Origin of the sequence: Alkalimonas cellulosilytica, from assembly GCF_036325985.1 — a bacterium.
Classification (GTDB): domain Bacteria; phylum Pseudomonadota; class Gammaproteobacteria; order Enterobacterales; family Alteromonadaceae; genus Alkalimonas; species Alkalimonas cellulosilytica.
The window spans coordinates 1-937 of the sequence record NZ_JAUHLI010000050.1; the positions used below are offsets into that span (position 1 = coordinate 1).

At 46.5% G+C, this 937-nt stretch carries 1 protein-coding gene; it reads right to left on the minus strand.

All coding sequences use genetic code 11. From position 1 onward, the window contains the following. Positions 1–444 precede the first annotated feature (444 nt). On the minus strand, positions 445–937 hold a 493-nt coding region (locus QWY20_RS18475; protein WP_330130452.1), incomplete at its 5' end, for a WYL domain-containing protein.

The window sequence follows — 937 nt, forward strand, 5'->3', positions numbered from 1 at the left end:
AAACGCTCAAACTGTCGATCTATGAACTGCAAATGAGCTAGTAAAAGCATGCCAAAAAGATGCTTTCATGGCCGTTGATGAATTACAGTTTTGAAAAAAGCATTAATAAGCCTGAATGTAAAAAAATATGTAAGTAGTAAAACCTGCTAGCCGACAACTTGCGACGGAAATAAGAAAAAATTTGACAAATTAGTTAGTGCAGAAAGGCTTGATGGTGTGAGGGAGCGTATTAGTTGGTGGTGGGAAAATGCGTGGCGGCAAAATGAAGACCATTTTTTCACTCAGGTAACATTAGCACTTCCACAAATAATGCCTTCATGTCGCAGTTTTAATGGTGTGTACAAGGTCATGCGTCTTCAGCGTGACAGGATAAAAGACTTCCAACAGCTTATTGAGTGGTCATAATCCTTAAGCTATTACATAATGTTTAGATAAATTAACTGCTTAAAAAGCATGCCGCTGCACCTCAGCTAAATTCGCCACCATGATTTGCTGGGCCTCTGGCCTGGCGTCGATTTTAGTTAAATCCAGGTTCAGTGCCTGCACGGCATAAGGCACCAGGGCGGAGCGCACTTCGATGATGCGCTTGCCTTGGTGCATGTTGTAATCGGTTTCAATAATGGCTTTTTGGTACTCGGTTAGCCGGGTATCGGGTATCAGCTCGATTGGCACCAGGGTATTCCAACGGTGGTCATCCTGCTGGCACTGCTCGGCTTTGCCTTCCACGCCGTGAAAGCCACGAAAGCGGCTTAGCACAAAATCCCGAAAATCACGGTTCTTTTCGCAGTAAGCCCGCACATGCCAGCGCAGTGGGGTGCAGACCAGACTGTGCGGCGCAATGATACGGCTTTCTTCATCCGGTGAGGTCAGCGAGACATAGCCCATGTCGATTTTTAACCCTTCCCTGGCAGCTTGCACCAAGGTGCGCAATACCGCT